This is a genomic window from Pseudaeromonas sp. HNCC25DJ182 (genome assembly GCF_055413365.1).
Genome location: NZ_JBVAYG010000023.1, coordinates 35,292 through 57,765, shown reverse-complemented (window position 1 = coordinate 57,765; position 22,474 = coordinate 35,292). Strand labels below are relative to the sequence as shown.

General features: G+C 53.1%; 18 protein-coding genes and 3 tRNA genes. 13 read left to right on the top strand and 8 right to left on the bottom strand.

Annotated elements, in window-relative coordinates; translation table 11 throughout:
* Positions 1-45: 45 nt before the first annotated feature.
* From ACZYUB_RS15895 to ACZYUB_RS15870, 6 genes are all read right to left on the bottom strand, one after another.
* A complete protein-coding gene (locus tag ACZYUB_RS15895) occupies positions 46-852 on the bottom strand; it encodes a tetratricopeptide repeat protein (protein WP_463949215.1) in 807 nt (268 codons plus the stop codon).
* Positions 853-966: 114 nt separating this feature from the next.
* Positions 967-2,868, bottom strand: coding sequence for a M48 family metalloprotease (locus ACZYUB_RS15890; protein ID WP_463949214.1), 1,902 nt, complete (start codon positions 2,866-2,868; stop codon positions 967-969).
* Between the two features lie 36 nt (positions 2,869-2,904).
* On the bottom strand, positions 2,905-3,510 hold the full coding sequence (locus tag ACZYUB_RS15885; RefSeq protein ID WP_463949213.1) for a LemA family protein: 606 nt from the start codon (positions 3,508-3,510) through the stop codon (positions 2,905-2,907).
* A 121-nt stretch (positions 3,511-3,631) separates the two neighbouring features.
* Entirely contained in the window at positions 3,632-4,039 is a 408-nt protein-coding gene (gene gloA / locus ACZYUB_RS15880) for a lactoylglutathione lyase (RefSeq protein WP_463949212.1), read from the bottom strand.
* A gap of 155 nt (positions 4,040-4,194) precedes the next feature.
* Positions 4,195-5,094 carry a DMT family transporter gene (locus ACZYUB_RS15875; RefSeq protein ID WP_463949211.1) on the bottom strand — a complete coding sequence of 300 codons (900 nt, stop codon included), beginning with the start codon at positions 5,092-5,094 and terminating at the stop codon, positions 4,195-4,197.
* A gap of 92 nt (positions 5,095-5,186) precedes the next feature.
* Positions 5,187-6,314, bottom strand: coding sequence for a beta-N-acetylglucosaminidase domain-containing protein (locus ACZYUB_RS15870; protein ID WP_463949210.1), 1,128 nt, complete (start codon positions 6,312-6,314; stop codon positions 5,187-5,189).
* 383 nt (positions 6,315-6,697) lie between these two features.
* Here ACZYUB_RS15870 and tig point away from each other — a divergent pair, with 383 nt between their 5' ends.
* The 11 genes from tig (at position 6,698) to ACZYUB_RS15815 (ending at position 18,697) form a co-directional block, all read left to right on the top strand.
* Entirely contained in the window at positions 6,698-8,011 is a 1,314-nt protein-coding gene (gene tig, locus ACZYUB_RS15865) for a trigger factor (protein ID WP_463949209.1), read from the top strand.
* An 85-nt stretch (positions 8,012-8,096) separates the two neighbouring features.
* Positions 8,097-8,720: an ATP-dependent Clp endopeptidase proteolytic subunit ClpP gene (gene clpP, locus ACZYUB_RS15860; RefSeq protein WP_463949208.1), complete on the top strand. Its 624-nt coding sequence runs from the start codon at positions 8,097-8,099 to the stop codon at positions 8,718-8,720.
* Positions 8,721-8,797: 77 nt separating this feature from the next.
* Entirely contained in the window at positions 8,798-10,078 is a 1,281-nt protein-coding gene (gene clpX / locus ACZYUB_RS15855) for an ATP-dependent protease ATP-binding subunit ClpX (RefSeq protein ID WP_463949207.1), read from the top strand.
* Between the two features lie 141 nt (positions 10,079-10,219).
* On the top strand, positions 10,220-12,577 hold the full coding sequence (gene lon / locus ACZYUB_RS15850) for an endopeptidase La (protein ID WP_463949206.1): 2,358 nt from the start codon (positions 10,220-10,222) through the stop codon (positions 12,575-12,577).
* 210 nt (positions 12,578-12,787) lie between these two features.
* Positions 12,788-13,060, top strand: a complete 273-nt coding sequence (locus ACZYUB_RS15845) for an HU family DNA-binding protein (protein WP_463949205.1) — start codon at positions 12,788-12,790, stop codon at positions 13,058-13,060.
* 130 nt (positions 13,061-13,190) lie between these two features.
* Positions 13,191-15,104, top strand: a complete 1,914-nt coding sequence (gene ppiD / locus ACZYUB_RS15840) for a peptidylprolyl isomerase (RefSeq protein ID WP_463949204.1) — start codon at positions 13,191-13,193, stop codon at positions 15,102-15,104.
* A gap of 156 nt (positions 15,105-15,260) precedes the next feature.
* Positions 15,261-15,908, top strand: coding sequence for a UvrY/SirA/GacA family response regulator transcription factor (uvrY, locus tag ACZYUB_RS15835; RefSeq protein WP_460882857.1), 648 nt, complete (start codon positions 15,261-15,263; stop codon positions 15,906-15,908).
* 53 nt (positions 15,909-15,961) lie between these two features.
* Entirely contained in the window at positions 15,962-17,812 is a 1,851-nt protein-coding gene (gene uvrC, locus ACZYUB_RS15830) for an excinuclease ABC subunit UvrC (RefSeq protein ID WP_463949203.1), read from the top strand.
* Between the two features lie 47 nt (positions 17,813-17,859).
* Positions 17,860-18,411, top strand: coding sequence for a CDP-diacylglycerol--glycerol-3-phosphate 3-phosphatidyltransferase (gene pgsA / locus ACZYUB_RS15825; protein WP_460882855.1), 552 nt, complete (start codon positions 17,860-17,862; stop codon positions 18,409-18,411).
* Positions 18,412-18,537: 126 nt separating this feature from the next.
* Positions 18,538-18,613 (top strand) — tRNA-Gly (locus ACZYUB_RS15820).
* Positions 18,614-18,623: 10 nt separating this feature from the next.
* A tRNA-Cys gene (locus ACZYUB_RS15815) sits at positions 18,624-18,697 on the top strand.
* A gap of 143 nt (positions 18,698-18,840) precedes the next feature.
* On the opposite strand, the gene ACZYUB_RS15810 is transcribed toward ACZYUB_RS15815, so the two are convergent.
* Positions 18,841-19,170, bottom strand: a complete 330-nt coding sequence (locus tag ACZYUB_RS15810; RefSeq protein ID WP_460882854.1) for a TusE/DsrC/DsvC family sulfur relay protein — start codon at positions 19,168-19,170, stop codon at positions 18,841-18,843.
* A gap of 37 nt (positions 19,171-19,207) precedes the next feature.
* Positions 19,208-21,364: a YccS family putative transporter gene (gene yccS / locus ACZYUB_RS15805; RefSeq protein ID WP_463949202.1), complete on the bottom strand. Its 2,157-nt coding sequence runs from the start codon at positions 21,362-21,364 to the stop codon at positions 19,208-19,210.
* A 186-nt stretch (positions 21,365-21,550) separates the two neighbouring features.
* Between yccS and ACZYUB_RS15800 the strand changes: the two genes are divergently transcribed.
* A tRNA-Ser gene (locus ACZYUB_RS15800) sits at positions 21,551-21,638 on the top strand.
* A gap of 63 nt (positions 21,639-21,701) precedes the next feature.
* Positions 21,702-22,370: a TIGR01621 family pseudouridine synthase gene (locus ACZYUB_RS15795; RefSeq protein ID WP_463949219.1), complete on the top strand. Its 669-nt coding sequence runs from the start codon at positions 21,702-21,704 to the stop codon at positions 22,368-22,370.
* The last annotated feature ends 104 nt before the right edge of the window (positions 22,371-22,474 follow it).

The window sequence follows — 22,474 nt, the reverse complement described above, 5'->3', positions numbered from 1 at the left end:
CGTTTAAAAACGGGGCTTTTTAGTGGTGGTTTGCGAGAGCAGATATCAGCTGACTTGATATTGCTCGGCATATGAAGCAGCCAAGATCTTGGCTTTGTTCAGCGAGGCGCTATCCAGTCGGGTAGCGGCGTTATCGCGGATCTTGGCGGCGTCCGGGAAGCCAACGGCAGCCAGCGAGCCCCAGACATACGCCTGCATATCATCCTGAGGGACTCCTTGTCCCAAGGCATACATGGCCGAGAGTAGAAACTGGGCTTCGATGTGGGATTTTTCCGCGGCTTGTCGATACCAGAACAGGGCTTGCTTGTTGTCCTGAGCCACGCCTTGGCCGTTGTAATACATGAGCCCTATGTTGTAAGGCGCTTCAGGGTGATCCAGTTCAGCCGATTTTTTGTACCACTTCAGGGCCGTCTTGTAGTCCTGAGCCACACCCCGTCCCATGTCATACATGAGTGCCAGCGTGTAAGCCGCATCGGCGTGTTCCAATTCTGCCGCTCTTTGATACCAGCGGGCACTTTGGGCGACATCCTGAGCTACGCCGCGTCCGGTGTCGAACCGCAGGGCCAACTGATAGGCTGCCTCCGGATGGCCGCGTTCGGCCGCCACGCGGTAGCACTCCAGGGCCTGCTGCTGATCCTGACCCACGCCTTTACCCTGCTCATAAAGCGAGGCGAGTTTGACCAAAGCTACCGGATGGCCCTGATGGGCGGCGAGTCGATACCAGTGCGCGGCCATCAGGTCATTCTGCAGAACCTCCTGGCCCAGGGCATAACATTCACCCAGGCTATATTGGGCATCGGCGTTGCCCTGTTTGGCAGCCTGTTGGGCTGCTGCCATCTCTTTAAACTCCATCGAGTGGGTCTCCTGTCGCAGGTATGGGCGGATTATACCAACACTCACCGAGGTGACACAGACTCAACTGCAGCGAAAGCGAGGTGTTGTTAACGTTTTCAAAAAAATAGCGGATCAATGCAACGGTATCGCCGCACCTTGTCCTGGCTGGGGCGGTGGCACTGGACAGTCCAGACACAAAGCCAAAACTCGGAACAGGGTAAATTCCACGTCAGAAACCTTGCCATCCCGGGCGATGGCGTCGGAGAGGGCATGGATAAACAGTAATTTGATGCGTGGGGTCGCCTGTTGGAGCCGGGTCAATGCGTTCCCGACGGCGTCGAGGCTCATCGTGTTTTCCCGACTCAGTGGCAATGGTAGCTGTGCGCTCAGCGTGGTAAAGAATGCCTCCGCCGCCGCAGGCGTGTTGGTGCAGTGATGGGCCATCCAATTGGCCATTTGTTGGATCTCGGCACCAAGCTGCTCGATATTTTTCACCATGCTATTCGATGGGGGGGCGGGCGAAAAACAAGGAGCTAACTGGTGGTCGATCAAACGGCTCAGCAACCATTCAAATAGGTTTTGCTCTCCGTCGGCGTGAATTAACTGGTGGAGCCGATCTGTAAACATCGCGTATTGCTGGCTATCGAGTCGCTGCAGGGTCGGCAGGCATAACTCCACCAAGCCTAAGCGCAAGGGGGCGGATAGTGGATAACAGGTTAATGCTTCCACCTCCTGAGGATTGGGCAACAGCGAAAACTGCCGATGCCGGATCACCAGATCGGAGCTGATCAGCAGTGAATAGAGTACCGACTGAGCTCCCAGCAACTGGTGGGCGGCGGTTATGAGTGGTGCGGGGATCTGGGGTAACCACTCCTGCGGTGCATCCAGATCCAGTGTCATGGCGGCGAGCGGCGCGGGCTGTATCCTGGATGATGACGAGCCATCCAGTGCGGATCCACGACGTTGCTGCACCGAAGTATCGGCCAGCTCCCGATAGTCATTCTGTTGCATCGGCAGCAGATTCCGAATGTATTGACCATTCCAGTCCGGCTCCAAGGCGCGGATCCGCTCGGCAAGGGGGGGATGTGTTGCTAACGCGCCGGCGAAGGTACTGTTCAGTCCTTGGGCAAAAAATAGATGGCTGAAGCTGCGGCTGGCAGGATGAAAGATCAGTGAGGCATAGGGATGCCCTGCGACCTTCTTCAGAGCAGAGGCCAGGGCGCGGGGGTTGCGGGTAAATTGGACTGCTGTAGCATCCGCCAGAGTTTCGCGTTGCCGGTTGACGGCGGCTTTGATGAGCTCACTGAAGAAGACGCCGCCGTATCCGATGAGATAGCAGCCGGAATGGAGTGGGTTGGCGTGCCTATGGGGCTTTTCGGGCCAGAATTGATCGGAAGTTTGGTGCTGTACCGGACGATCAAGTTGCTCTGCTAGTTCGGCAATCACGAGTAAGCCGGTCATGGCTGCGGCCAATTGCAGGTTCAGACGAATATCGCCATGGCGGATGTGGCTGAATTCATGGGCGACCATGGCCTGTAATTCATCTCGATCCAGGGCTTCCAGTGCCCCCCGCGTCACCACAATGACGGCATCCTGGATCCCCATGCCCGCCGCAAAGCTGTTGATACCTTGCTCTTGCTCCTGCACAAACAAGGCAGGAACGGGTAATCCGGATGCCAGTGCTATCTCTTCGACGACATTACGGAATTGCTGATCCTTGAGGCTGTTTGCTGTGAGTGCCAGTCGACTGGCACCCAATGCCTTCGCGACATGCCAGCCACCTCGTTTGAGCGAATGATAACGGGCGTAGCTGATGATCAGACACAGCAACATGATCAATCCGCTCAGAAACAAAAACTGCGGCAGACTGAATAGGTCACTGGTGGGTGCGGCAAACAGTAATTTTAAGGGGATCAGCAGCAGGCTTAACCAGAGACTGGAAAGAATGCCGAGCGTAACCACTCCGGCCAGATAAAGCAGGATCAGCAATCGACTGCTGCGACGGGCGGTCTGCTGTTGCTGGTAAAAATCCATACTGCGACTCCCGGTCGGCTAGTGGGGTGCAGGTACTCAGCTGGCCGAAGTCAGATTGATCCGAGGGGGCTGGTGGTATAACTCGGGTTCCGCAATTTCCAGTAAAGAGGCATCGACACCGTGACCTACACGCGCCGCAAACAGTAATGCAGGGAACTGTTTACGGTAAATATTGTAGGCGGTGACGCCGTCATTGAAGGCCTGGCGGGCGAATGCGACCCGATTTTCGGTCGCTGTCAGCTCCTCAAACAACTGGGCGATCTGCTCATTGGCTTTGAGTTCCGGATAAGCCTCGATTTGGATGTTCAAGTTGCCTAACGCCTGGGCCAACAGGGTTTCAGCCTGACCCAGCTGGGTCATGGCCTGACCTTTGCCCGGATTCTGACTGGCAACCTTCAACAGCGCATGCGCTGCATTACGTGCCTCGGTAATGGCCTGTAGGGTCTGATTTTCATGTTGCAGGTAACCGCGGACTGTCTCCACCAGATTGGGGATCAGATCGTAGCGACGACGGAGTTGCACCTCGATCTGGGCAAAACTGTTGGCATATTGGCCTTTAAGGGCGACCAGATGGTTATAGATCTGGGCCAGCCACATCAGTAAACCCAGCAGGGTGGCCAGAATGATCAACAAAACTATCATCGTCTCTCTCCTTGTCGTGTATCAGCAGCCGTAAACGGCTGCTGATTTCATTCTGTTCCGAATGGCCATGTGACAAGTTGCGAACCCGCCATACAGCGCGAACTCTGTCATTGGCCGGAAACTAGTTCCCCAGACCCTGTCCGGCAAACTTCTTGTTGATCAGTTCAATCTTGTAACCGTCGGGGTCGACCACAAATGCAATCTCCGTGGTTCCGCCTTGTACCGGCCCGGGCTCTCGGGTGATGGTGCCACCTGCGGCGCGAATAGCATCACAGGTGGCATAGATATCTTCAGTCTCCAGAGCGATGTGGCCATAAGCATTTCCCAGCTCGTAGTCGCTGACGCCCCAGTTGTAGGTCAACTCGATCACGGCCTCATCTTTTTCGTCGCCATATCCTACGAACGCCAACGTGTACTTATATTCGGTGTTTTCACTTTGCCGCAGCAATTTCATCCCCAGGATCCGGGTATAGAAATCTAGAGAACGGGGTAGATCACCGACACGAAGCATGGTGTGAAGAATGCGCATGGTTATTTCCTCTCGTCGCAACATTATAAATTGCCCACTGGACTGCTATCCCGGCCCAGCATGGTATTGGCCGAGAATATCATGATTGTTACGGCTCGCCACATGCGGACATGAGTATTCGAATGGGGAGCTAACCCATCCCACCGGGTTGTAGCTCACTGCGTGGTGGCGCCGCTGCGGCGAGATCGCCGGGGCCGAGCACCTTGTAGTCCCAGAGCGGCGCCGCCGATGATCAGCACTCCGGCAATCACATGGCGTAGCTGCAAGCTTTCACCGTTGATCAACACCAGTAACAAAGTGCTGAGCAGCGGAGTGAGATAGGCAAGGGCGCCAATGCGGCGGGGATCCCCATCTCGTAACGCCAGATACCAGGTGATGAACGCCGTTCCCATCGGGCCTATGGCCAAGCCGATGATCAACCACCAGTCACGGCTGGGGATCTGCTGCCACGGCAAAGCACCTTCGCTGACATGAGAGATCAGGAGTGCGAACAAGCCCGAGATCAGGCAGCAAGCGCCGATGACAGGTGCTGGCGCCGCGGGTAATCGGCGGGAGAGCACCGAGTAAAACCCCCAGGTGATCGCGGCGGCAAGGGCTAGCAGATAGCCGGGGATATAGTGTTGCTGCAAATGCAAGGAGCCATCGATCATCACCAGCAGGCTGCCACATAAACCCAGCAGGCCAGCCATGACATGCTGTCGTTGCAACGGGTGCTGAGGTAGCAGCAGGGGCGTGAACAGTATGATCATCAAGGGCCAGAGATAATTGATCAGATTGGCTTCCAGCACCGGCGCATGGCGGAAGGCACTGAACAATAGCAGGTGGTAACCGAGAAAAGCGATGATGGTGGCAAGCCAGGTGACGAGCGGGGCTCGCCATTGCCGCCAGAACGGGATGGCTCCCAACCCGCAAAACAACAGCACCAGGCCGACCAATACCAGCGGTGTGACCGAGGTGATTCGGGATGTCAGTGCTGCTAATGATGACCACAATAGAATGGTTAACAGCGCCAAAAGCGTGGATCTGTCCAGCCAAGAGGCGTTGGACGAAGGCATAAGAACTCCTAATTCTGAAGATGAAACGACTCGCGTGACGAGTCACTGGGGTATGGCATGCGCTTAGGGACTGCCGGAGTCATCATCGCATATCAGTCAGTCAGGCAGGCGGGATCAAACTGATAGCGGCCATCCAGCCAGTCCAGCAGTTCGATCACCGCCGGATGGCTGCGATAGGGCTGATAGCGCTGACGCAGCTGTTGTTTGTCGCTCTCGCCCAGCTGTTCCAGGCCCAGCTGGCAGAAAGCCGGTAGATCGATGGTCAGTTGCCGGGCTAATTCGACACCTAATTCTGTGCCTGCGATCTGCATCCAGAGCGCGTCGGGATGGTAATCATCCGCCAGCTGATAACTCAAGGGTAAAGAGGCCAAGGGCAAGCGGCTCAATAGCGGTTGTTTCATCGGATTTACCGCGTGTCCCGCCAGATAGTGTCGCAACTGGGCAGGACGATTCTCAAAAGGCTGCAGGTAGAGAAAATTGGAGGCTTTCTTGCCGTCGTTGACCGGATAGTTGTCCCAGAGGAAGGGTTTACGCTTGAGGGTGTCGGCCACCCAGGCGAGATGATCCAGCGGATAATCGGTTGAACACACCTTGGGGCCGGTCCAGAACAGATCAAAATGGGCGTCCAGTCCAGATCCCAGTTCCGGCCAGTAGTTTGCGGGCATGGCACCGAATACCTTCTCCAGAATGGGGTCCGTACTATAAAAACTCGGACAAAAAATCAGGCGTTTGGCGCGAGTGTGGGCGGCAATATCATGGGCGATGGTAAGTTGCAGACGGGCCAGTTCGGGTGTGTCGCTGGGCATGTCATCAAACAGTACCGCCAGGATGTCCGGGGCCAGCTCGGCATCGATCAGCTGAACCTTGGCCAGGAGTTGTGCGCGCTTTTGTGGATAATCATGATGGGCGCCAAGGGGCGTCAAACCCACGCCAAAAGCCAAGTGATTGGCCTTGCAGCTGGCTGCCAACGCCCGGAGTTCGGCGAGCTGCTGATCAGGCCATGGCTGCTGCCAGTGCCGACGCAGATAGCCGTCATCTTTAGGTGCGTAAATATAGAAGCCATAGCCGTGACGCGGTAGCCAGTGCGCATATTCCTGCCGTTGCGGCCACGACCAGCTATGACCGAAAAAACCCTCGATGACGCCAAGAAAATCATGGGGTAGGGAAGATTGCCCGGTGACGACCGGTTGAGATGAGAAAGGCGATACAGGCTCTGGCATAGGGGCTCTCATGAAGATCAATAATCAATAAATAAACGCTCATGCCATCCGGATGGATGAACCGGCTGCTACTGTAGCAAACTGCATCCATCATGGCTTGTCATCGGAAACGGCAAACCCGGCTCTTGGCGCGAAAGTGGTGAATTAAGCAACAATTCATACCGTTAGCAGCAATTTTTGTTGTAAAAATGCGAAACAGGCATCTCCGATATACTGGGGATAGCTCGACTAGCCCAGATGGCATCGCTATAATGCCGCGTCATTTTATGTATCGAGGGAAGACATTATTGTCTTCAAACGAGGATGAGGTGGGCGCTGGTCGCCTGGCTGCGTCTGAGGAGTAGGGGAATCCCCCTGCGTGCTGAGTTGAACGAGGTAAAAGAATGCAAGTTTCTGTAGAGACGACCCAAGGCCTTGAGCGCCGTCTTACCATCACAGTACCGGCTGAGAAAGTAGAGAAAGAAGTCAATGCTCGCCTGGCTCAACTGGCCAAGACCCGTCGTATCGACGGTTTCCGTCCTGGCAAGGCTCCGATGAGCGTGATCAAGAAAATGTACGGTCAAATGGTTGTTGCTGATGCGGCTGATGCGCTGATCCAACGTCATTTCGTTGAAGCTGTGGTCAGTCAGAAGCTGAGCCCGGCCGGCGCCCCGACTGTTACTCCGAACGAACTGCAAGCCGGCAAGGACTTCGTGTTCACCGCCAGCTTTGAGGTTTACCCGGAAATCGAAGTGAAGAATCTGGAAGCCATCCAGATTGAAAAGCCGGTTGCCAGCGTTCAAGACGCCGATCTGGACAAGATGATCGAAACCCTGCGCAAGCAACACGCCACCTGGGCTGATGTCGATGCTCCGGCTGCGGCTGAACTGCGTGTCAACATGGACTTCAGCGGCTCTATCGATGGCGTTGAATTCGAAGGTGGCAAGGCGGAAGGTTTCTCCCTGGTTCTGGGCGCAGGCCGTATGATCCCGGGCTTCGAAGATGGTCTGTATGGCAAAAAAGCCGGTGAAGCGTTTGATATCGACGTTACCTTCCCGGAAGACTACCACGCTGAAAATCTGAAGGGTAAGGCAGCCAAGTTCGCCATCAAGCTGAACAAGGTTGAGCAACAGATCCTGCCGGAATTGACCGCTGAGTTCGTACAACGCTTCGGTGTTGAAGACGGCTCTATCGATGCTCTGCGTGCAGAAGTGCGCAAGAACATGGAGCGTGAACTGACCCAAGCGCTGAAAAACGCGGTGAAGGAGCAAGCCCTGCAAGGTCTGCTCGACAACAACGAAATTTCTGTGCCGAAGGCTGCCGTTGAGCAAGAAATTGACGGTCTGCGTCAGCAAGCGATGCAACGTTTTGGCGGTGCTCAGCAAGCCAAGAACATGCCGCAGCTGCCAGCCGAGCTGTTCCAGGAGCAAGCTGAGCGTCGTGTCCGCATTGGCCTGTTGCTGGGTGAAGTGATCCGTACCAACGCCATCAAGGCTGAAGACGATCGCGTCAAGAGCATCATCGAGTCCATGGCTACTGCCTATGAAGACCCGCAGGAAGTGGTGGATTACTACCTGAAGAACGAACAACTGCTGAACAACATCCGCAACCTGGCGGTTGAAGAACAAGCGGTTGAGCTGATCATGTCCAAGGCCAAGGTGACCGAGAAGGCCGTTTCCTTTGATGATGTGATCAACAAAGCGTCTGCAGGTGCCTGATTCGATTTGACGTCATCACAATCTTGATGCGTATAATGGCCCGTGTGATATCACTCGGGCCTTTTTACTTTAGGAACATCATCTTATGAATAAACTGATCCAGGATTCTCTTGCTCCCTCCATGAATGCGCTGGTGCCCATCGTGGTAGAGCAGACCGCCAAGGGCGAGCGTTCATATGATATCTACTCCCGTCTGCTCAAAGAGCGCGTTATCTTTCTGACCGGTCAGGTTGAGGATTACATGGCCAACCTGGTGGTGGCCCAGCTGCTGTTCCTGGAGTCAGAGAATCCGGAGAAGGACATCTATCTGTATATCAACTCTCCAGGTGGCTCGGTAACGGCCGGGATGTCGATCTATGACACCATGCAATTTATCAAACCGGATGTCAGCACTGTTTGTATGGGGCAGGCCTGCTCCATGGGCGCCTTCTTGCTGGCTGGTGGTGCTAAGGATAAACGCTTTGTACTGCCGCACTCACGGGTGATGATCCATCAACCGTTGGGTGGTTTCCAGGGCCAGGCGTCTGACATCCAGATCCATGCCATGGAAATTTTGAAGATCAAGCAGACTTTGAATGAACGGTTGGCATTCCACACGGGGCAACCTTTGGATCGGATTGAGCGGGATACGGATCGGGATAACTTCATGTCCGCGGAACAAGCCGTCGAGTATGGCATTGTTGATGCGGTCCTGACCAAGCGGGACTGACACAGGCTGCAGCCTGTTATACACTGAATAAAGCTTCGGAGGCCGCTGCCTCCGGTATTTTGATTTGAGGTTTATGAATGACAGATAAACGCAAAGGTGACGGCGACCATGGCAAGTTGCTTTACTGCTCTTTTTGCGGGAAGAGTCAGCATGAAGTGCGCAAACTGATCGCCGGTCCGTCAGTTTACATTTGCGATGAGTGCGTAGATTTATGCAATGACATTATCAGCGAGGAGATCCGCGAAATCAGCCCTCGCCGCGATGAACGTTCATTGCCGACGCCCCATGAAATTCGTGCGCATCTGGATGATTATGTCATCGGGCAAGAACATGCCAAGAAAGTGCTGGCAGTGGCTGTGTATAACCATTACAAGCGCTTGCGCAGTGGTTACGCAGCCGATGGGGTTGAACTGGGTAAATCCAACATTTTGCTGATCGGTCCGACCGGTAGCGGTAAGACCTTGCTGGCTGAAACTCTGGCCCGACTGCTGGATGTGCCATTCACCATGGCCGATGCCACCACGCTGACCGAAGCCGGTTATGTCGGTGAGGATGTCGAGAACATCATCCAGAAGTTGTTGCAAAAGTGCGATTACGACATCGAAAAAGCCCAGCGTGGCATCGTCTATATCGATGAAATCGACAAGATTTCGCGCAAGTCGGAAAACCCTTCTATCACTCGTGATGTCTCGGGTGAAGGGGTGCAGCAGGCGTTGCTGAAATTGATTGAAGGCACTATTGCCTCGGTTCCGCCTCAAGGGGGGCGTAAGCACCCGCAGCAGGAGTTTTTGCAGGTTGATACTTCGAAGATCCTGTTTATTTGCGGTGGCGCTTTTGCTGGCCTGGATAAGGTGATTGAACAACGTTCCTCCAAGGGGACCGGTATCGGCTTCAAGGCTGATGTGAAATCCAAAGAGAAACCCGTGAGTCTGACAGAGTCTTTTGCCAAGGTTGAGCCGGAAGATTTGGTGAAATATGGTCTGATCCCTGAATTCATCGGTCGGTTGCCCGTATTGGCTACGTTGACCGAGCTGGATCAGGCGGCCCTGATCCAGATCCTGACGTCACCGAAGAATGCATTGACTAAACAATTCCAAGCCTTATTCAAGCTGGAAGGGGTGGAGCTGGAATTCCGAGAAGAAGCACTGCTGGCCATTGCTGCCAAGGCAATGGAACGTAAAACCGGTGCTCGTGGTCTGCGTTCGATCGTCGAAGGTGTACTGCTGGATACCATGTATGACCTGCCATCACAAAATGATGTGGTGAAGGTCGTTATCGATGACAGCGTGATCAAGGGTGAGGGGCAACCGCTGCTCATCTATGAAAACCATGAGCGACAAGCGGCTTCTGGTGACTAACTGTCTTAAAAATAAGCAGTTGAAAGGGGCAATTTGCCCCTTTCAGCTTTTTTGCCTACCGAGCAATTGAATCTGCGTGAAGCGCCCCCATATACTCACGAAGTTGCATCATTCAAAGGCGTTATGCCAAGAGAAAAGAATATGAATCTTGAGCGTTCTGAACGCGTTGTCATACCTGTCTTGCCGTTACGTGATGTGGTGGTTTATCCCCACATGGTTATTCCGTTGTTTGTCGGGCGAGAAAAATCCATCCGCTGCCTTGAAGCAGCGATGGAGCAGGAAAAGCGTATTTTATTGGTGGCGCAAAAAGAGGCTGCCACCGATGAGCCTGGATTGGACGACCTGTACCGTGTCGGTACCATTGCCAATATTCTGCAATTGCTAAAATTGCCCGATGGAACCGTCAAGGTTCTGGTCGAAGGGGCACAACGTGCAGAGCTCGAGCAATTGACGGAAGAAGATAACTACTTCGTCGGTGTTGCCCATCTGTGCGAGTCAGTCGCGATCGTCGAAAAAGAAGAAGAGGTTCTAGTTCGTTCGGCGATTAGCCAGTTTGAAGGCTATATCAAGCTGAACAAAAAAATTCCGCCGGAGGTTTTGGCCTCAGTGTCTGCTATCGATGACGCTGCTCGTCTGGCCGATACCATGGCAGCTCATATGCCGCTGAAAATCGAGGACAAGCAGAAGGTTCTCGAACTGCCGGAGATTTCCGAACGCCTGATGTTCCTGATGGCGATGATGGAGTCTGAAATCGATCTGCTGCAGGTTGAAAAGCGCATTCGCTCTCGCGTCAAGAAGCAGATGGAGAAGAGCCAGCGCGAGTATTATCTCAACGAGCAGATGAAGGCGATCCAGAAGGAGTTGGGTGAACTCGAAGAATCACCTGACGAGTTTGATGGCCTGCAGACCAAGATTGAAGAAGCTGGAATGCCAGAGGAAGCCAAGACCAAGACCCTCGGTGAACTGAGCAAGTTGAAGATGATGTCACCCATGTCAGCTGAGGCGACGGTTGTGCGCAGCTACATCGACTGGATGGTGGCGGTGCCTTGGAAGCAAAAGACCAAGGTCAAGAAGAACCTGGCGCAGGCTGAGTTGACCTTGAATCAGGACCACTATGGCCTGGAAAAAGTCAAAGAGCGCATTCTGGAGTATCTGGCAGTACAGAGCCGGATGAATAAGCTTAAAGGTCCAATCTTGTGCCTGGTCGGTCCACCCGGGGTTGGCAAAACCTCGCTCGGTCAGTCGATTGCCAAGGCTACCGGTCGCAAATATGTGCGTATGGCTTTGGGTGGCGTGCGAGATGAGGCCGAAATTCGCGGCCATCGTCGTACCTATATCGGTTCCATGCCTGGTAAATTGTTGCAAAAAATGGCGAAGGTCGGCGTTCGCAATCCGTTGTTCCTGTTGGACGAGATCGACAAGATGTCCTCCGATATGCGCGGTGATCCGGCATCAGCGCTGCTGGAAGTTCTGGATCCGGAGCAAAACAACAGTTTCAACGATCATTATCTGGAAGTGGATTATGACCTGTCGGACGTGATGTTTGTGGCCACATCGAATTCGATGAATATCCCAGGGCCCTTGCTGGATCGGATGGAGGTGATCCGGCTGTCTGGATATACCGAAGACGAGAAGCTCAACATTGCCAAAGACCATTTATTGCAAAAACAGATTGAGCGTAATGGTCTGAAGCCTCATGAAATCACCATCGAGGACTCGGCGCTGGTCGGTATCATCCGCTATTACACCCGCGAAGCGGGGGTGCGCAGCCTGGAGCGTGAAATATCCAAGCTGTGTCGCAAGGCGGTGAAAGCCATTTTGCTGGATAAGAACCTCAAACAGGTCACGATCAACCAGGATAATCTGAAAGAATATCTGGGGGTGCAGCGCTTCGATTATGGGAAAGCCGAAGACCATGATCAGGTTGGTCAGGTCGTCGGCTTGGCTTGGACCGAAGTGGGTGGTGATTTACTGACTATCGAAGCGACGAATGTGCCGGGCAAGGGCAAGTTAACCTATACCGGTTCACTGGGTGATGTCATGCAGGAGTCTATCCAGGCTGCACTTACTGTGGTTCGGGCGCGCGCCGAGCAGCTACGCATCAACCCGGATTTTTATGAAAAGCGGGACATTCATGTTCACGTGCCGGAAGGCGCGACACCCAAGGATGGCCCAAGTGCCGGCATCGCCATGTGCACGGCTTTGGTCTCCAGTTTGACCGGAAATCCTGTTCGCTCGGATGTTGCCATGACCGGGGAAATTACCTTACGCGGTGAGGTATTACCGATCGGCGGCTTGAAAGAGAAGCTGCTGGCGGCTCATCGGGGTGGAATCAAGCGTGTAGTGATCCCGAAGGAGAATGCCAAAGATCTCGAAGAGATCCCTGAGAATGTGAAACAGGATCTGGAAATTCACGCGGTGCGATGGATTGATGATGTGCTGCGTCTGGCGCTACAAAATCCGGTTGCTCCAATTGAAGTGGTAACAGCGACACCATAACGATCGACAGCCGGGTGACCGGCTGTTTTCGTCTCTCCAGCGGTACGAAATATGACCGCTCTATACCAAAGAGGTTGGCAAAGCGTGAATTGCCACGGGTTCCCGTTGGCCTTCACTTGCAACCCCTCTGGAGGATTGTTATAAAGCGTTGACTCGTCATGGCCTAGGGAAAACAGCTATGACCAAGGCTAAAAATAGGGGAAGAAAAACGTGAACAAATCGCAACTCGTTGACAAAATTTCTGAAGGAGCGGATCTGTCCAAAGCGGCAGCCGGTCGTGCGCTGGATTCATTCATCGATGCTGTCGGTGAAGCGCTGAAGGCAGGTGACCAGGTTTCTCTGGTGGGCTTTGGTACTTTCTCATTGCGTGAACGTGCTTCGCGCTCTGGTCGTAACCCGCAAACGGGTGAGACCATTGAGATTGCAGCAGCTAAAATTCCGGCATTCAAGGCAGGCAAAGCGTTGAAAGACGCAGTTAACTAAAGCTCGCCCTTTTCCTCTCGGGGAAGTTGTTGCATTCAATTGCTTGAATCCTCAAATCTTATAAATCAGGGCGCATCACTTCAGGTGCGCTTTTTTATATTCACATCCACTGCATCGGGAGCAAAGATTCATGCTGATGGATAAACTGCGGGAAGGGGCTCAGGGACGGATCGCTAAAATTATTTTTTGGCTGATCATTCTCTCTTTTGCCCTGGCGGGTGTCGGTAGTTACTTGAACACTCCGGTTGATACCAGTCCTGCCGAAGTTAATGGCGAACCCATAACCGCTCAGGCACTGGACACCGCGTATCGCAACGAACGTAGCCGTTTGGAATCCCAGTTTGGCGAAAACTTTTCGCAACTGGCGAGCAATCCAGAATATATCAAGCAGATGCGCAAAGGTGTGCTGGATAAGCTGATTGATCAGCTGTTGCTCGATCAACAGGCTCACGGAACCCACATTCGCGTCGGTGATGAGCAGGTCAAGGCTACCATCCGTGCTATGCCTGAGTTCCAGAGTGAGGGCAAATTCGATAATGAACGTTATCTGAATCTGCTCAACCGTGCTGGCTATACACCTCAAAGTTTCAGCGAGTCGATTCGCCAGGATCTGGTCCGGCAAAATTGGGTCGGTGGTTTGATTGGTAGCGAATTCGCGCTTCCTGGTGAAATCAAAACGATCGATCTGCTGTTACAACAGACTCGTGATGCCACCCTGTATACCTTGCCGGTGGATCATTTTCTCAAGACGATGACGGTAACTGACGCTGAACTGTCGGCATATTATCAAGCGCATCAGAAGCAGTTCATGAGTCCGGATCAAGTCAAGATCAGCTACGTGTTGCTGGACGCCAAAGACCTGCAAGCCTCGGTGGCGATCACCGAGCAGGATGTGCGCGATTATTATGATCAGCATCTGGATCAATATCGTACGGCTGAACGTCGTCAGGTTGCCCATATCCTGATTGCGGATAAAGATGCTGCTGCAGCGCAGAAGCATGCCGAAACACTGCTGACAGAACTCAAGGCTGGGGCTGATTTTGCGAAGCTGGCCACGGCTAACTCTACCGATACATTATCTGCCCGTAAGGGTGGGGTGTTGGATTGGTTTGAGAAGGGCGTCATGGATCCGGAGTTTGACAAGGCTGCATTTGCTTTGACCAAAACTGGTGAACTTTCTCCTGTGGTCAAGAGCCAGTTCGGCTACCACATCATCAAGTTACTGGGTGTTCAACCTGAAGCAGTTAAGCCTTTTGAACAAGTGAAGCAAGATGTTGAAGTCAAGCTGCGCGAAGAGAAGGCTCATGAATTGTTTCTCGATAAGCAGCAGCAACTGGCTGATTTGAGCTTCGAGAATCCGGACTCACTGGATCTGGTGGCTGAAAAAATGGAGCTTAAAGTTTTAAGTTCCGATTTCTTCAGCGCTGCCACCGACAAAGCGCCGTTCAATGATCCTAAGGTTAAACAGCAAGCGTTTTCTGATTCAATCCGGGAGCAAAACACCAACTCTGAAGTGATCAACATTAGCGACAATCAGGCTATGGTGTTGCACGTGCTGGAGTTCAAACATGCCTCGGTTCGCCCTATGGATGAGGTGAAAGGCGATGTTGAATCAGCGGTGAAACTTGAAAAAGCTCAACAAGCGGTGCGTCAGCAAGCCGAAGTATTATTAGCCAAGCTGCTGAAGGGGGAGGCGGTAGACGAACTGGTCACTAGCCTGTCCGGCAAGCAAGAGACCCGTACGGGCTTGACTCGCATGAGCTCCGATCTGGATGCCTCGTTGACCCAGGCGCTGTTCCGGGTGGCCAAGCCAGCGGCAGGTAAAGTTTCAGCTGAACTGGTTCCACAAGTGGATGGCTCGCAAGTTGTTCTGGTGTTGAATAAAATAGGCCAGTCTGACAAGCCGTCAACCATGGAGGCTATGTTGCAGAATCAGCTCGCACAAGGCCGCTCCACCGCTGTGTATCAGGCACTGCTGGAGCAAACCCGAGCCGATAGTAAAATTAGCTATAACAGTTTGGGCGAACAACTGCCGCTCGAATGATAGGCTGAGACCCCACCTTCGCGGTGGGGTTTTTTTTGGATGCTCGACAAACTTTTAAGCATCCTTGTTTGCACTCGGGACGAGTTTGGTTATGATGCCGAAGCTGGGTTTATCCAGCACTCTTGGTGGTGTAGTTGTACAAGCGGAGAAACTTGATTGATTAGCGTATTCCTGGTTGATGATCATGAACTGGTACGCACAGGGATCCGTCGCATACTTGAGGATGTTCGAGGTTTAAAGGTCACAGGTGAAGCCGTGAACGGTGAGACTGCCGTGCAGTGGTGTCGTGAACACGAAGCCGATGTGATCCTGATGGATATGAACATGCCGGGTATTGGAGGCTTGGAAGCCACAAAGAAAATCCTGCGGGCCCGACCGGATGCCCGAATCATCGTTTTAACAGTCCATAGCGAGAATCCATTTCCGACTAAGGTCATGCAGGCTGGTGCGGCAGGGTATCTGACCAAGTGTTCAGCCCCGGATGAAATGATTCATGCCATTCGAGCGGTTCATTCCGGGCAACGTTACATCTCTCCCGAAATTGCCCAACAGATGGCGCTAAGTCAGTTTTCTAGTCATGATGCCGAGAATCCCTTCAAGGCTCTCTCGGAGCGTGAGCTGCAGATCATGCTGATGATTACTCGGGGCAGTAAGGTCAATGATATTGCCGAGCAATTGAGTCTCAGCCCTAAAACGGTCAATAGCTATCGTTACCGGCTGTTCGACAAGTTGCAGATCAGTGGCGATGTCGAGCTGACACGAATGGCCATGCGTTACGGCATGCTGGATGCTCAATCCCTGTAGTGACGGGTGTTGCAACATAAAAGGGTGGCTTTAGCCGCCTTTTTCATATTCCAATGCGAGCAAATATTGAGATGGCGTTTGATCATAAATCTTTCCTTGCCTCTGTCCCTCATCAGCCTGGCGTTTACCGGATGCTGGGTGAGGACGCTGTCATTTTGTATGTGGGTAAAGCCAAGGATCTGGTGAAACGCCTGAGCTCCTATTTTCGACGTGACCCGGGGAGTACCAAAACCCGGGCCCTGGTCAGCCATATCCATCATATTGAGTTTACGGTTACCCATACCGAAACAGAGGCGTTGATCCTCGAACACAATCTGATCAAGCAACATCAACCCAAGTACAACATCCTGCTGCGGGATGATAAATCCTATCCCTATATTCTGCTGACACGCCAACGCCATCCTCGCGTGACTCTGCACCGCGGTCCTCGGAAGTCAGCGGGAGATTATTTTGGCCCTTATCCCAGTGGCGGTGCCGTGCGGGAAAGCCTGCATCTGATGCAAAAGCTATTTCCCATTCGGCAGTGCGATGATTCTGTGTATGCCAACCGCAGTCGGCCTTGTTTGTTGTATCAGTTGAAACGCTGCGCCGGGCCCTGTGTACCGGGATTGGTCAGTGAAGAGGAATATCAGGCGCAAGTGGAGTTGGCCCGGCTGTTTTTACAGGGCAAGGATCAACAGGTCATCACGGATCTGGTTAGCAAGATGGAGCAGGCCAGCGGCCAATTGGCTTTCGAGGCGGCGGCTCGGTATCGCGATCAATTGCTGGCATTACGCAAGATCCAGGAGCAGCAATCGGTCAGTGGCAACGTACTGGATGATATGGATGTTATCGGCGCAGCGATGGAGCAGGGCGTCGCGAGTGTGCATGTCCTGTTTATTCGCCAGGGAAAAGTTCTCGGGAGCCGGAACTATTTCCCAGCCATCCCGGTTGATGCGGAGTTTGAGGAATTGCTGCATGCCTTTTTGCTGCAATTTTACTTGTCCGGTATGGCAGGCCGCCAGATCCCCAGTGAGGTGTTGCTGGATTGCGAGCTGGAAGATGAGGATGCACTCGCTGCGGCATTCACTCAGATGGCGGGTTATGCGGTGCGTGTCAGTAGCCGGACCCGTAGCGAGCGCGCGCGCTACATCCGGTTAGCCAGTACCAATGCGCAAGCCGCGTTATTGAGCAAGTTAAGTCATAAATCCACCCAGCAACAACGGGTGGCCCAACTGGAAGAGTTACTCGAATTACAACAACCGATCGCCCGAATGGAGTGTTTCGATATTTCTCACACCATGGGTGAAAATACGGTGGCTTCCTGTGTGGTCTTCAACCGGGAAGGTCCGGTGAGTAGTGAGTATCGGCGCTTTAATATCAGTGGGATAACCGGTGGCGATGATTATGCGGCCATGGCACAAGCATTGGAGCGCCGTTTCGGTAAACAGCAAGTCGCCGACAAGATCCCGGATATTTTGTTTATTGATGGTGGCAAGGGGCAGCTGGCTCGCGCCGAAGAGATCATGGCGCGTCATCTGGATAAACTGGGCGGCAAATATCCGCTGCTCATTGGTATCGCCAAGGGCGAGAGCCGGAAACCGGGGCTGGAAACCTTGATCGTCGGTGATAGTCATGAAGAGCTGCATTTTCCAAATGATTTGCCAGCTTTGCATCTGATCCAGCACATCCGGGACGAATCCCATCGTTTCGCCATTACTGGTCACCGGGCGCGGCGCAGTAAGGCTCGTGTGGCCAGTGCGCTGGAAGATATTCCTGGGGTTGGCCCTAAACGACGGCAGAGCTTGCTCAAATTTTTAGGGGGCATGCAGGAGGTTAAACAGGCGAGTATTGAGCAGTTGGCCAAGGTTCCCGGGATCAGCCTGGAGTTAGCAAGCAAAATACATGATGCGTTGCATCATTAGATCGATTCGGGCAACATGGGCCAGCGAATTTGCCGTGGCGTGACATGATGTTAAATATTCCTAATATGCTGACCCTGTTCCGGATTTTTTTAATTCCGGTGTTCGTTATTTTGTTCTACATGCCGTACGAGTGGTCAAATCTCTGGGCTGCAGGGATGTTCGTGCTGGCGGCAATCACCGATTGGTTTGATGGTTATCTGGCTCGGCGCTTGAACCAGAGCACGCCGTTTGGTGCTTTTCTGGATCCCGTAGCGGACAAAATCATGGTTTCCACCGCCTTGGTTCTGATCGTCGAGCACTACAGCACCATCATAGTCACGATCCCGGCATTGACTATGATTGGCCGCGAAATTCTGATTTCCGCCCTTCGGGAGTGGATGGCGGAGTTGGGCAAGCGCTCCAGCGTGGCTGTCGGCTGGATGGGTAAGTGGAAAACCACCATCCAGATGATGGCGCTGACCGGCTTGATCTGGGAGGCGAATATCTGGGTGGTGTGGGCTTCATATGTTCTCTTGTATGTGGCGGTCGTATTGACCTTCTCCTCCATGATGCAATATCTGAAGGCGGCCTGGGGCGACTTGACCTCGAGTCGTTCCTAGATGTCTGCTTTGTCGTCAGTGCGGCGAAATATTAAGCGAACGAACTTGGCTCGTGAGCTTGATAGTTGACTCCGTAATGGATGTCGCTAGAATGCCAACCGCACCGCATGTTCCGGTGTTTGCAAAGCGGGAATAGCTCAGTTGGTAGAGCACGACCTTGCCAAGGTCGGGGTCGCGAGTTCGAGTCTCGTTTCCCGCTCCAAGTTCTCAAAGGCGCGTTAACAAAGCGGTTATGTAGCGGATTGCAAATCCGCCTAGTCCGGTTCGACTCCGGAACGCGCCTCCATCTTTCCTGTTTCATCTCCCTTTTTGTTTCATCCTCCTACTGTTGTTACCAAAGCGGTTGGTTCTGATCTCGCAAACCCGTACCTGAAGCGGCTGCCGCATGATAGTAATAAACCGTCGCGAGACGGTTTATTAGGTGTTGGGTCAGATGCATTTAACCGGCTTGGGCAGACCGGCAATTTTAGTGGCCTGCTTGGCGGGGCCTTTCGGAAACAACTTATAGAGATAACGGCTAGAGCCTTTTTCCACCCCATATTTTTGTTCCATCGCTTTGACCAAGGCCCGAATGGCGGGTGATGTCTTGTACTCGACATAGAAAGCACGCACGAAGTGAACGACTTCCCAGTGGGCTTCGCTCATCTCGATGGCTTCCTGCGCGGCTATCACTCGCGCTAAATCCTCACTCCATTCATCCAGATGTTTCAGATAGCCTTGTGCATCGGTTTCAATCAACTTGCCTGCCAGTTCCAACATAACTGCTCTCTCGATCTAGGTGTGCAGATTTTATCATTCAATCACGAGCTGACAACTTCAAGGGCTCGAGGAGCCGACTCAGGCGCAATAATTCATTGGCTTGTTCGGCAATCAGCACCAGCTCCTGTTGGATGAGCCAACCGACTTCCCGGTTAGCGGTTTGCTCAGGCAGCTCGGGGATCTGCGCCAGCACTAACAGCTCGCCGTGACTATGAGGGATGCCGACGATCGCCGCTGCTGCCGCATCCAGTACCTGGGTGATCCCGTCGACCAGATTTTGTTGTGCCGGCAAAAACTGACCGCTCAGCAACTTCCGATGCGCTCCTAGCGTCGAGATATAGGCGATCAGAGTATGGCTACGCTGGGTCAGTGCGGCGCAGATGCGTAAGAATCGACGTTTGTCTTTCGGCTCCGCCAACATATTTTGCCAAGCACGAGCCAAGGCATTGTCGGCCAGATGGGCCTGGCGCCTGACGATGCGATACTGCAATTCATCAGCCGAGCCTGCAGCTTCATCCAGGATACCCACCAGATAGCTTTTACTGGCCAGGAGCGATCCCTGCAACAGTTGGGGCAGGTGGCGATGTTGCCATTCTGGCCATAACCCCATCACCGCAATAAAAGCGATCCCAGCGCCGAGTAAGGTATCGAATAGGCGCGGTAATAGTAGAACGTTACTTTCGACCCCGAGTAAGCCAAAGGCACTGAGTGCGTAAAGAGTAATGAATGTCACGGCGGCGCTGTAATTGTTGCGAAGCTGGGAAAAAAACAAAACCGCGGCGGTTGCCATGCCAACTAGTTGGACGGTAGGTGAGGGGGACAGCCAGATGAGGGGGGCACCTAAGACAAGACCGAGCAAGGTGCCGCCAATACGCTGAAAGATACGACGTCGCGTATCGGTATAACTGGATTGGCAGACGAACAGGCAGGTCAATAGCACCCAAAAGCCTTGCTGGATCGCAAACAATTGCAGCAAACCGTAGGCCGCGACCAGACATAATGCCATTCGCAGGGCATGGTGCAGCAGTGGGGATGGGGTCATGAGCTGTTGGCTGAACTGCTTTAAATCCGCACGGGGGGATTTAGCCAACTGCCGATGACTCAATTGGCTGATGGGGGCATCCAGGTGTGTCGTCAGCGTAGAGGCTTGTATCAACAACTGCAGTATCGCGGCCATATTTTGCTGCAAAAAGAGCAGCGAGGAACGCAACGCCTCTGGCATTTCCCGTTGTAACTGGATGTAGGCGAGCTGATCACGTAGCGCCGTCATCACCCAAGTGAGACCTTTATCCGGTGCGTAGTCGCGCTGCATCAGCACGGCATAGCCTAATTGTTTAGTACTGGTAGCTAATTGCTCGAGGACCTCGCGGAAGCCGTCGAGGATGGCATGACGTTGCAAGTCATCCTGCAAACGGTCATACAGATAGTGGCTGGCAACGACACGCTCATGGATCTCCTGCGCCAAGAGATAGAGTTGCAGCAGTCGCTCCAGATGGGGATCCCAACCCGCGGTCAAACGACCACTCAACATCGCCTTGGTGAGCTGCATATGTGAGACGCAGCTGATGTTTAATTGCCCCAGATTATGGCGAATGGTCGCGACCTGATCCCGTTTCACCGGGAAAAAGCGCGACTTCTCATAGCAATACTGGCTCAAGGCAAAGAAGACCTGGGATAGTTGCTCATGTACAGCTTTGTGGGGCAAGGCTTTGAGCCACAGTAGGGATATGATGCCGTACCACAAGGCTCCGAGACAGAGCCATACGGGTTGGAACCAGAGATTCGGGGCATGGGCCGCACCCAACATCGAATAGATGGCAACCAGCAGAGAGCCAAAACTGATCGTCGCATAGCGGGGCCCGAATGCGCCTAGCATGATGAAGCCAATCGTCGAGAGGAAGAGTCCGATCGCAAACAACCACGGATAGGGATATAGAAGCTGGACCGATGTCGTGGCGATGACAAAACAGACCATGGTGACACCCAGATTCTTGATCCGTCCCGGAACACTATCATCGGGTTCACCAATGGCGCCGGCGACGACCCCCAAGGACAAAATAACGGTTTCTTGGGTCATGCCCCAGCACAAAGCCGGGATCAGGCTGCCGAGAATGGCGACCATCACTTTCAGAGCAAAGAAAAAATGGCTATCCATGGTCAAGCGACGCAGCGGATGAATGAGAGTCTTTGACATGAGAATTAAGGGTTGATCATGGTTTCCTTATGGTACCTGAAAATCAATCCAACACGAATAATATGGCTTAAGTCACATCCTGATATGGGTGAATGAATCCGGATGATTAAAGGATGAGCAAACAAATTATTGAATGAAGTTAAGTGTTTACAACATGAAATGCCTTTAGTAGTATCTTCGGCGTTCGGAGGGGTGGCAGAGCGGCTTAATGCAACGGTCTTGAAAACCGTCGATGGGCGACCATCCGTGGGTTCAAATCCCACCCCCTCCGCCAGATTGAAGAGCGAGACTTAGGTCTCGCTCTTTTGCTATGGATGATTTGTAGATGGCGGCTGAGATGACCCCTTCCCAATACGATGGCTTTTCGTTAGTCACCATGCTGAATGATTTTGTTGTGCTGAATAAAGCCCCCGGAATTGGTATGCATGATGAAGAGGGCGTCCCTGGCCTGATCAGTGAGGCAAGGCGTCAACTGGGCATGATGTTATATCCGGTGCACCGTTTGGATAAGGTCACATCTGGGGTGTTATTGCTGGCGCGAACCCCGGAGGCCAACCGCGAGTTGAGTATGGCCTTTGCCGGGCGGCAAATGCACAAAGAGTACTTGGCGTTGAGTGAGCAGAAACCCAAGAAAAAGCAGGGTTGGATTAAGGGTGACATGGAGCGTGGTCGCCGGGGGACTTGGTTACTCAGTCGAAGCATGCATAATCCAGCTATCACCTGGTTCGAGAGTTTTGGGCTCGGCGATGGTTTGCGCTTATTTCATATCAAACCCAAGACCGGGAAAACACACCAGATACGGGTGGCATTAAAGAGTCTGGGTTCACCGATCCTGGGTGATGCACTGTATGGTGCTGCTCCGGCGGATCGGGTTTATCTTCATTCGGTTCGACTGTCGTTTGAATATGCCGGACAGTCGTGGGTATTTAGTGCCTTACCCCAGCAAGGTTCACAATTCGATTCAGCGATGCTACAACGGGTACTGCAGGAGCTAGCCCTCGAGTAATGGCTAAGGTCTGCGCTCGATAATGTTAACTTCGTTGCATTCTGTATGGATCTTCCCCTGTCTACGTTATTCCTCATCTACTCTTAATTCTGCCTGTAAATGGT

Bases quoted from the DNA above. Each gene is read 5' to 3' on its own strand.
- ACZYUB_RS15895 (WP_463949215.1), bottom strand. From the start codon at position 852: ATGGAGTTTAAAGAGATGGCAGCAGCCCAACAGGCTGCCAAACAGGGC.
- ACZYUB_RS15890 (WP_463949214.1), bottom strand. From the start codon at position 2,868: ATGGATTTTTACCAGCAACAGCAGACCGCCCGTCGCAGCAGTCGATTG.
- ACZYUB_RS15885 (WP_463949213.1), bottom strand. From the start codon at position 3,510: ATGATAGTTTTGTTGATCATTCTGGCCACCCTGCTGGGTTTACTGATG.
- gloA (WP_463949212.1), bottom strand. From the start codon at position 4,039: ATGCGCATTCTTCACACCATGCTTCGTGTCGGTGATCTACCCCGTTCT.
- ACZYUB_RS15875 (WP_463949211.1), bottom strand. From the start codon at position 5,094: ATGCCTTCGTCCAACGCCTCTTGGCTGGACAGATCCACGCTTTTGGCG.
- ACZYUB_RS15870 (WP_463949210.1), bottom strand. From the start codon at position 6,314: ATGCCAGAGCCTGTATCGCCTTTCTCATCTCAACCGGTCGTCACCGGG.
- tig (WP_463949209.1), top strand. From the start codon at position 6,698: ATGCAAGTTTCTGTAGAGACGACCCAAGGCCTTGAGCGCCGTCTTACC.
- clpP (WP_463949208.1), top strand. From the start codon at position 8,097: ATGAATAAACTGATCCAGGATTCTCTTGCTCCCTCCATGAATGCGCTG.
- clpX (WP_463949207.1), top strand. From the start codon at position 8,798: ATGACAGATAAACGCAAAGGTGACGGCGACCATGGCAAGTTGCTTTAC.
- lon (WP_463949206.1), top strand. From the start codon at position 10,220: ATGAATCTTGAGCGTTCTGAACGCGTTGTCATACCTGTCTTGCCGTTA.
- ppiD (WP_463949204.1), top strand. From the start codon at position 13,191: ATGCTGATGGATAAACTGCGGGAAGGGGCTCAGGGACGGATCGCTAAA.
- uvrC (WP_463949203.1), top strand. From the start codon at position 15,962: ATGCGAGCAAATATTGAGATGGCGTTTGATCATAAATCTTTCCTTGCC.
- pgsA (WP_460882855.1), top strand. From the start codon at position 17,860: ATGTTAAATATTCCTAATATGCTGACCCTGTTCCGGATTTTTTTAATT.
- ACZYUB_RS15810 (WP_460882854.1), bottom strand. From the start codon at position 19,170: ATGTTGGAACTGGCAGGCAAGTTGATTGAAACCGATGCACAAGGCTAT.
- yccS (WP_463949202.1), bottom strand. From the start codon at position 21,364: ATGTCAAAGACTCTCATTCATCCGCTGCGTCGCTTGACCATGGATAGC.
- ACZYUB_RS15795 (WP_463949219.1), top strand. From the start codon at position 21,702: ATGACCCCTTCCCAATACGATGGCTTTTCGTTAGTCACCATGCTGAAT.